9 protein-coding genes are annotated in these 8,546 nt (G+C 64.1%); 5 read left to right on the top strand and 4 right to left on the bottom strand.

The annotated features are described in order from the left end of the window. Together ACIQLF_RS21765 and ACIQLF_RS21760 are read left to right on the top strand one after the other, a co-directional pair. The coding region (locus ACIQLF_RS21765) for a biotin/lipoyl-containing protein (RefSeq protein ID WP_400303315.1) at positions 1 to 288 on the top strand (288 nt) is incomplete at its 5' end. Between the two features lie 31 nt (positions 289 to 319). Beyond that, positions 320 to 544 (top strand): hypothetical protein, encoded by a 225-nt coding sequence (locus tag ACIQLF_RS21760; RefSeq protein ID WP_400303313.1) that lies wholly within the window; start codon positions 320 to 322, stop codon positions 542 to 544. A 245-nt stretch (positions 545 to 789) separates the two neighbouring features. On the opposite strand, the gene ACIQLF_RS21755 is transcribed toward ACIQLF_RS21760, so the two are convergent. Beyond that, positions 790 to 972 carry a hypothetical protein gene (locus ACIQLF_RS21755; protein ID WP_400303310.1) on the bottom strand — a complete coding sequence of 61 codons (183 nt, stop codon included), beginning with the start codon at positions 970 to 972 and terminating at the stop codon, positions 790 to 792. Positions 973 to 1,419: 447 nt separating this feature from the next. Here ACIQLF_RS21755 and ACIQLF_RS21750 point away from each other — a divergent pair, with 447 nt between their 5' ends. Beyond that, the gene (locus ACIQLF_RS21750; RefSeq protein WP_400303308.1) at positions 1,420 to 1,887 is read left to right on the top strand and encodes a hypothetical protein; all 468 of its coding nucleotides are present in this window, start codon (positions 1,420 to 1,422) and stop codon (positions 1,885 to 1,887) included. Here the strand turns inward: ACIQLF_RS21750 and acnA are convergent. From acnA to ACIQLF_RS21735, 3 genes are all read right to left on the bottom strand, one after another. Then, positions 1,884 to 4,589 (bottom strand): aconitate hydratase AcnA, encoded by a 2,706-nt coding sequence (gene acnA, locus ACIQLF_RS21745; protein ID WP_400303306.1) that lies wholly within the window; start codon positions 4,587 to 4,589, stop codon positions 1,884 to 1,886. The genes ACIQLF_RS21750 and acnA overlap by 4 nt on opposite strands. Before the next feature lie 16 nt (positions 4,590 to 4,605). Further along, positions 4,606 to 5,031, bottom strand: coding sequence for a universal stress protein (locus ACIQLF_RS21740; protein ID WP_400303303.1), 426 nt, complete (start codon positions 5,029 to 5,031; stop codon positions 4,606 to 4,608). A gap of 72 nt (positions 5,032 to 5,103) precedes the next feature. Beyond that, positions 5,104 to 7,005: an AMP-binding protein gene (locus ACIQLF_RS21735; protein ID WP_400303301.1), complete on the bottom strand. Its 1,902-nt coding sequence runs from the start codon at positions 7,003 to 7,005 to the stop codon at positions 5,104 to 5,106. Positions 7,006 to 7,165: 160 nt separating this feature from the next. Here ACIQLF_RS21735 and ACIQLF_RS21730 point away from each other — a divergent pair, with 160 nt between their 5' ends. Continuing rightward, the gene (locus tag ACIQLF_RS21730; RefSeq protein ID WP_400303298.1) at positions 7,166 to 7,813 is read left to right on the top strand and encodes a GntR family transcriptional regulator; all 648 of its coding nucleotides are present in this window, start codon (positions 7,166 to 7,168) and stop codon (positions 7,811 to 7,813) included. Continuing rightward, a partial coding sequence (locus ACIQLF_RS21725; protein ID WP_400303295.1) for an MmgE/PrpD family protein occupies positions 7,810 to 8,546 on the top strand: 737 nt, incomplete at its 3' end. The genes ACIQLF_RS21730 and ACIQLF_RS21725, both read left to right, overlap by 4 nt.

The following is an 8,546-nucleotide window of genomic DNA, read 5'->3' as shown; positions in this document are numbered from 1 at the left end:
ATGGTGCGCGACAATTCGGTGGAGTCCACCGCGGTGCTCGCGGAGAAGGCCGACACGTCCAACCACGGCCACATCGCCGCCCCGTTCGCCGGTGCCGTCACGGCCAAGGTCGCCGTGGGCGATACGGTCGAGGCCGGCGCCACGGTGGCGACGATCGAGGCCATGAAGATGGAGGCCGGCATCACCTCCACCGTCGCCGGCACCGTGCAGCGTCTGGCCATCGGCGGCACCGCGCAGGTGCAGGGCGGGGACCTGCTGCTCGTCGTCGAGGCCGCCGAGCTGAACTAGCGCTCCCTCCCAAGAACGGGGATTGATGAACATGAACCAGATCACGCATAAAAGATTGACGGTACAACGAATGGAAATTCTGGAAAGTGACTCTGGGATGCGCGCTCACTTTCAGTTCAAAGACAACCAACGGCTTGAGGGGCGCATAGAAATGGTTGCCGAAAAACAGCAAGTGCTATGGATCGTGAATGGGTCCGGACAGCGAAAGATGGTTGACATGCACGATGTCTCCTCTTGGAGACAACAGAGAAAATAGATTCCAGGCCCAGTTAAAAAGATATGTAGATCAATGCTCGGGCTTCGAATCAACTGGGCATGGGTCTATGCACCCTGCACCACGACCAAGGAATGGTGGGTCATGATCCGTACGGATCATGACCCACCATCTTCTTAGTAGCGTCAGTTGTTTGACGCGTGCGACACGGATTCTCCGCCAGCGGTCTGTATCTTTGCGGCGCGCTTGCGTGTTGCGCGAGCCGGGCTGATCTTGTTGAGTTCCTGCTACGTCCAGCCCTTCTTGAGGGCGTTGGCAAACGCGGCCTTTTCATTGGCCTTCGCCTCGGTGAGGGCGTTCTCGGCGTTGACCCGTGCGGCGACTGCATGGGCGATGTCGTTTGCGGCTTGCATGCGCAGATCGTTTTGCGCCTGGAGCTGTTCAATGATTCGGCTTGCTGCATTGCTCATGCGATCATCTCCGGTAGTTTCGAAAGGCCGACGGCGTGCTGTCCGGCAGGCCATGAGGGGATAGAAGTCCATGGTGTTGAGGTGTCCATGTCCCGGGGAAAAGCTGATGGCCTACCTGCCGTGATTTTGGAAATGGTGGCCAAAGCGAACCGGGTAATCGGGTCACCAGCGACCAGCATGTTCTGAACTACTTTGAGTTCTATGGGAGCTGCAGCTCATCATAGGTAGCTGGCTGGCGGTTTCAGAGGTTTCTTGGGTACTCGCTCGCACCCAAGAAACCGGACGTCCGCTCCGCGGCCGGCTCTTGGCCTGACTAGCCTTCGGCCGATCATTTTTGTTTGCTGTCCTTCGGAGTTTACGGACCGGGACCAAACACACAAAAAACATGGGGGAGAACCACCGGGGCTGGCACCGCGACCCCCGAACCCCAGGAGCGAGGACAGAACCATGGACAAGATCATCGCCGACACCGTCGCCGTGGCCATCCACGGGATCGGCTTCACCCCCACCTCCTCGGTGGTGCTGATGCTGATGAACGACCACACCTTGGCCGCTACCCTGCGCATCGACGCACGCCCCGAAACCCCTGCCGGGAGCTGGGCCGCGGAAATCACGAACTACGTGCACCGCCTCGACACCGTCAACGGGATCCTGCTGCTCAGCTTCGAGGACGAGCACGCCATGACCCCGGTCCAGTACCACGAGTGTGCCCACATCCTGCAGTACCGTGCCTACGCGTACGATTTTGCCAAGCTGGATCGACGCGTGAATGCCGTCTACGGGAAGCCCCGAACCGTGCCCGCGGCCCGGGCGGTTCGACGCAACCGGTTCCTTGAAAAGCCGCAAGGGCGGGCCGGCCTGGAAAATTCCAAGCCGACCCGCCCTTGCGGACGTCGGTCTTCGCTAACTGGTTAGTTGGCGGAGATCTGACGCAGGACGTACTGCAGGATGCCACCGTTGCGGTAGTAATCTGCTTCGCCCGGGGTGTCGATGCGCAGGACGGCATCGAAGGAGACGGTCTTGCCGTCTTCCGCCACGGCGGTGACCTTCAGGGTCTTCGGGGTGGTGCCGTTGTTGAGTTCGGTCACGCCCTCGACTGCGAAGGTCTCGGTGCCGGTCAGGCCCAGGGTTTCGGCGTTTTCGCCGGCCGGGAACTGCAGCGGGAGAACGCCCATGCCGATGAGGTTCGAGCGGTGGATGCGCTCGAAGGACTCGGTGATGACGGCCTTGACGCCCAGCAATGCGGTGCCCTTGGCTGCCCAGTCGCGCGAGGAGCCCGAACCGTATTCCTTGCCACCCAGGACAACCAGCGGGGTGCCGGCTTCTGCGTAGTTCTGGGCCGCATCGTAGACGTATGCCTGCGGTGCGCCTTCCTGGGTGAAGTCGCGGGTGAAGCCACCCTCGACGCCGTCCAGGATCTGGTTGCGGATGCGGATGTTCGCGAACGTGCCGCGGATCATGACTTCGTGGTTGCCACGGCGCGAGCCGTAGGAGTTGAAGTCCTTGCGATCCACGCCGTTGGCCAGCAGGTACTGGCCGGCCGGGGTCTCCGACTTGAAGGAGCCTGCCGGGGAGATGTGGTCGGTGGTGACCGAATCGCCCAGCTTCAGCAGCACGCGGGCGCCCGAGATGTCCTGGACCGGATCCGGGGTGGCCTTCATGCCCTCGAAGTATGGTGGCTTCCGGACGTAGGTCGAATCCTCGGCCCACTCGAAGGTGTTGCCTGCCGGGGTGTCGAGCGCCTTCCAGCGATCGTCGCCGTCGAAGACGCCTTCGTAGCCCTTGGCGAACATGCCCTCGTCGATCGACGAATCGATGGTCGCCTGGACCTCGGTCGGGGTCGGCCAGATGTCCTTGAGGAACACCTCGTTGCCGGCCTCGTCGGTGCCCAGGGCATCGGTTTCGAAGTCGAAGTCCATGGTGCCGGCCAGTGCGTAGGCGATGACCAATGGCGGGGAAGCCAGGTAGTTCATCTTCACGTCCGGGTTGATGCGGCCTTCGAAGTTGCGGTTGCCCGAGAGCACTGCGGTTGCTGCGAGGTCGTTGGCCTGGATGGCCTCGGAGATCTCGGCGTCCAGCGGGCCGGAGTTGCCGATGCAGGTTGCGCAGCCGTAGCCCACGACGAAGAAGCCAAGCTTCTCCAGGTACGGCATGAGGCCGGACTTTTCGTAGTACTCGGTGACGACCTTCGAGCCCGGGGCGACCGAGGTCTTGACCCATGGCTTGGCGGTCAGGCCCTTTTCAACGGCCTTGCGTGCCAGCAAGGCCGCGGCGAGCATGACCGAAGGGTTGGACGTGTTGGTGCACGAGGTGATCGAGGCGATGGAAACCAGGCCGTGGTCGATCGAGAACGTGGTGCCGTCCGCCTTGTTGACCTCAACCGAGGTCGACGGGCGGCCGATGTTCAGTTCGTCGGCAGCACCTGCAGCGTAGTTGTGGATGTCCTTGCGGAACTGTTCCTTGGCGCCGGAGAGCTCGATGCGGTCCTGCGGACGCTTCGGGCCGGCGATCGACGGAACAACGGTGGACAGGTCCAGTTCCAGGAACTCCGAGAAACGGATTTCGCGGTCGGCGTCGTGCCACATGCCCTGTTCCTTGGCGTAGGCCTCCACGAGGGCCACGTTCTCGGCCGAGCGGCCGGTCAGGCGCAGGTAATCCAGGGTGACGTCATCGATCGGGAACATTGCCGCGGTGGAACCGAATTCCGGGGACATGTTGCCGATGGTGGCGCGGTTTGCCAACGGAACCTGGGCAACGCCCTGGCCGTAGAACTCGACAAACTTGCCGACGACACCGTGCTTGCGCAGCATTTCGGTGATGGTCAGCACGACGTCGGTTGCGGTGGCGCCTGCCGGGATCGAGCCGTTGAGCTTGAAGCCGACAACGCGCGGGATCAGCATGGAAACCGGCTGGCCGAGCATTGCCGCCTCGGCCTCGATGCCGCCAACGCCCCAACCCAACACGCCCATGCCGTTAACCATGGTGGTGTGGGAGTCGGTGCCGACGCAGGTGTCCGGGTAAGCGCGCAGCACGCCGCCGACCTCGCGGGTCATCACGGTGCGTGCCAGGAATTCGATGTTGACCTGGTGCACAATGCCGGTTCCCGGGGGAACGACCTTGAAGTCATCGAATGCGGTCTGGCCCCAACGCAGGAACTGGTAACGCTCCCCGTTGCGCTGGTACTCGATTTCCATGTTGCGCTCGAGAGCACCGGCGTTGCCGGCGACATCGATCTGCACGGAGTGGTCGATGACCAATTCGGCAGGTGCGAGCGGGTTCACACGGGTCGGGTCGCCGCCGAGTTCCTTCACGGCTTCGCGCATCGTGGCAAGGTCAACGATGCACGGAACACCGGTGAAGTCCTGCATGATGACACGTGCCGGGGTGAACTGAATCTCGGTGTTCGGTTCGGCGTTTGCATCCCACTGGCCCAAGGCCCTGACGTGGTCCGCGGTGATGTTCGCACCGTCTTCGGTGCGAAGCAGGTTCTCCAAAAGAACCTTGAGGCTGTACGGAAGGCTTTGCGCACCTTCTACTGCGTTCAGCCGGAAAATTTCATATTCGTTGCCATCGACGTCCAGTACGCCTTTGGAAAGGAACGTGTTCACTGTGTTCATGGATATGGTTCTTTCGTTAGTCCGCTGATCTTGTCTCGTGCTGGCGACCGCGCGGGGACCTTACTGAGAGCACCGGACACTCGACGCCCAGCAGAATGCGCCGGGCCGTACTGCCAAGTATCAGCTTGCCAACGGCGGAGCGTTTATGCAGCCCAACAACGATCAGTGAAGGGTTGATTTCATCTGTCAGGTCGATGATCTCTTCCGCCGCGTCTTTGCCACGGATTAGTTGTTTGGAGGTTGCGGGAACGGCGAGGGATTCGAGATGGGCGCGGACCTCAGCTGCGTCATCCTCCGTGGCCAGCGATGAATCCACATAGGCAGTGCCGGCAGAGGCGTTAATGACCAGCAAGGCTTCGCCTTGGGACTCGGCCAAGCCGATGCCGTGGCTCAGCGCAGCCTTGCCCTCCGGGCATGGTGTGTAGGCAACAACGATTGTCATTGGGGGACCTTTCAACGGCACCAACTATCTGGGGACTTATTCATCTAGCCCTGCCACTGACCGTGGTCCCGTCTACGCAGTCGGGCGCAGGAACGGGATCAGCGCGTCAATCACTCCCGGGTCCTCGATGGTCGAGGGAACCGCGTAGTCCTTGCCGTCGGCGATCTGCCGCATGGTCTTGCGCAGGATCTTGCCGGAGCGGGTCTTGGGCAAGGCGTCCACGATGCGCACCTGGCGGAAGTCCGCCACCGGGCCGATCTCCCGGCGGACCATGGCCACCAGCTCGCGGCCCAGGTCCTCCTCCGTGATCTCCGCACCGCTCTTGAGCACCACGTAGCCGCTGGGACGCTGGCCCTTGAGTTCGTCCGCCACGCCGATGACGGCGCACTCGGCCACGGCGGGGTGCGCTCCAAGCACCTGTTCCATGGCTCCCGTGGAGAGCCTGTGTCCCGAGACGTTGATGACGTCATCGGTGCGCCCCATGACAAAGAGGTAGCCGTCGGCATCCACGTGCCCCGAGTCCCCCGTGGTGTAGTAGCCGGGGAAGTCCCGGAGGTACGTGTCGATGAACCGCTGGTCGTTGCCCCAGAGCGTGGCAAGGGTCCCCGGAGGCAGCGGCAACTGGATGGCGATGTTGCCCTCCACCCCTGCGGGGAGCATCTCCCCGAAACCGTCCAGGATTTCCACCCGGTAGCCGGGCACCGGGACCGTGGGAGACCCCGCCTTGCGTTCCATCAGTTCCAGCCCCGCAGGGTTGGCGGCGATCGGCCACCCGGTTTCGGTCTGCCACCAGTTGTCCAGCACCGGGACGCCGAGCTTCCCGCAGGCCCACTGGTAGGTGTCGGGGTCAAGGCGTTCACCGGCGACAAAGAGTGCCTTGAGGCTTTCGATGTTGTGGTCGGCCAGCAGCGCGGCGTCGGGGTCGGCCTTGCGGATGGCCCGCAGCGCCGTGGGTGCCGTAAACAGCACGTCGACCTTGTGGTCGTCGATGAGCCGCCAGAACGAGCCGGCATCGGGGGTTCCCACCGGCTTGCCCTCGTAGAGCACCGTGGTGGCGCCGGCGATCAGCGGCCCGTAGACAATGTAGGAATGCCCGACCACCCATCCGACGTCGGATGCGGTGAGCATGGTGTCCCCGGGCCCGATGCCGTAGATGTTGCGCATCGACCAGTCCATGGCCACCGCGTAGCCGCCGCTGTCACGGACCACTCCCTTGGGCGCTCCCGTGGTGCCGGAGGTGTAGAGGATGTAGAGCGGGTGCGTCGAGGCCACGGGCACCGGGCCGACAGCCTGCGCGGCCGCGGCCAGTTCGTCCCAGTCGTGCCAGACGGTGTCGCCGCCGGAATACTCCGAGAGCTGGTGGGCAAAGCCGTCGCGGTGCGCCACGATCACGGTGGGGACGTGGTGGGAGGACTGTTCCATGGCGTCGGCTATCGCGGGCAGGTACTCCACGCGCCGGGTCGGTTCGATGCCGCCGGTCGCCGTCACGATCGCCTTCGGGGTGGCGTCGTCGATGCGCGCGGCCAGTTCCTTGGGGGCAAACCCGCCGAAGACCACCGAGTGCACCGCACCGATGCGTGCACAGGCGAGCATGGCGATGTGAGCCTGCGGGATCATGGGCAGGTAGATGAGCACGCGGTCGCCCTCGCGCACACCCTGCGAACGCAGGACGCCGGCAAACGTTGCCACCTGTTCGAGAAGCTCGGAGTAGCTGAAGCGCCGCTGGATGCCGAGCACCGCGGAATCGTAGACCAGGGCGGTGGCCTCCCCGTTCCCGGCGAGCACGTGGCGGTCCAGCGCGTTGAAGGACACGTTGAGCATGCCGTCGGGGTACCAGGCATAGAGCGGCGCCCGGGAGCCGTCGATGGCGTGCGTGGGTGCCTTGTCCCAGGCCAGGGTTGCGGCCGCATCGAGCCAAAAGCGCTCCGGGTCGCGGCCGGATGCGGCATAGGTTTCGGCGTACGTCGCTGACATGGGAACCCCTTCGTTCTGCATTCGTGCAATGAAGTCTTGCTGCGTCGAGCATATGACCCACACCACGAGATTTCAACTGCGATGTATACATTTCACGTAAAAATGGCATCAAATTTCCTGAAAAGCGCGACAATGTGCGATTTTTGTATACACTGATTCCATGAGGGCAAGCGATAAGGCCTACGAGGCACTGCGAACGGAGATCGTCGAATGGCGCCTGCATCCCGGTGCCATCCTCGGCGAAGTTGAGCAAGCCGAACGTCTGGGAGTCTCCCGCACCCCGCTGCGCGAGGCCCTGGCCCGGCTCACCGCCGACGGGCTGGCCGCGCAACAGCGCGGCCGCGGCGTGGTGGTCTCCGACGTCTCGCTCGAACACGTGGACGACCTGTTTGCGCTGCGCCGGGCCTTGGAGGTCGAGTCCGCACGCATTGCCGCGCGGAAGGCCGATCCCCAGACCTTCCGGTCGCTGCGCGAGCGCTTCATCGAGGCCGGCCGCTCGAACGACGCAGACTCCCGCGAGGCCTACTACCAGCTGGCCGGCGAGTTGGACCAGAGCATCGATGCGGCGGTCAACAACCCCTACATCGAGCAGTCGTTGCGCTCGCTGCGCGTGCACCTGGCCCGCGTACGCCGGCTGGCCCAGGACGACCCCGTACGACTTGCGACGTCGGCCTTGGAACACGCGGCCATCGCCGAGGCCATCGCCACCCGGAACCCGGATGTGGCAGCCGCCGCCACCCAGCTGCACCTTCACCACAGCCTTGAACACATCAAAACCCACGCCGGACCCCGAGAGGACACCGAATGATCAACCACCCAGTGCGCGTTTACCGCAGTGAAGAAAACCTCGCCCGCGAGGACCAGCTCGCCCACAAGATCGCGACCGTCGCCGCAGATCCCGTGGAGGTCACCGCCGAGGTCACCGAGATGATCATCAACCGCATCATCGACAACGCGTCGGTTGCCATTGCCTCGCTGAACCGCGGCCCGATCGTCGCCGCCCGCGCCCAGGCACTGACCCACGCGCCGTCCACCGGCGGCGCCGGCGCCTCGGTCTTCGGGATTCCCGACAAGGTCTCCCCAGAGTGGGCGGCCTGGGCCAACGGCGTTGCCGTGCGCGAACTCGACTACCACGACACCTTCCTCTCCGCCGAGTACTCCCACCCGGGCGACAACATCCCGCCGATCCTGGCCGTCGCACAGCACACCGGCGCCAGCGGCAAGGACCTGATCCGCGGCATCGCCACCGGCTATGAGATCCAGGTCGACCTGGTCAAGGCCATCTGCCTGCACAAGCACAAGATCGACCACGTGGCCCACCTGGGCCCCTCGGCCGCCGCCGGCATCGGCACCCTGCTGGGCCTGGACGTGGAAACCATCTTCCAGGCCGTCGGCCAGGGCCTGCACACCACCACCGCCACCCGCCAGTCGCGCAAGGGCGAGATCTCCACCTGGAAGGCCCACGCACCGGCGTTCGCCGGCAAGATGGCCGTCGAGGCAGCCGACCGCGCCATGCGCGGCCAGACCTCGCCGGTGCCGAT

It is taken from the genome of Paeniglutamicibacter sp. NPDC091659 (assembly GCF_044756805.1).
GTDB lineage: Bacteria > Actinomycetota > Actinomycetes > Actinomycetales > Micrococcaceae > Paeniglutamicibacter.
Note: the sequence above shows the minus strand (reverse complement) of the source record. Positions and strands in the feature narration are given on the sequence as shown.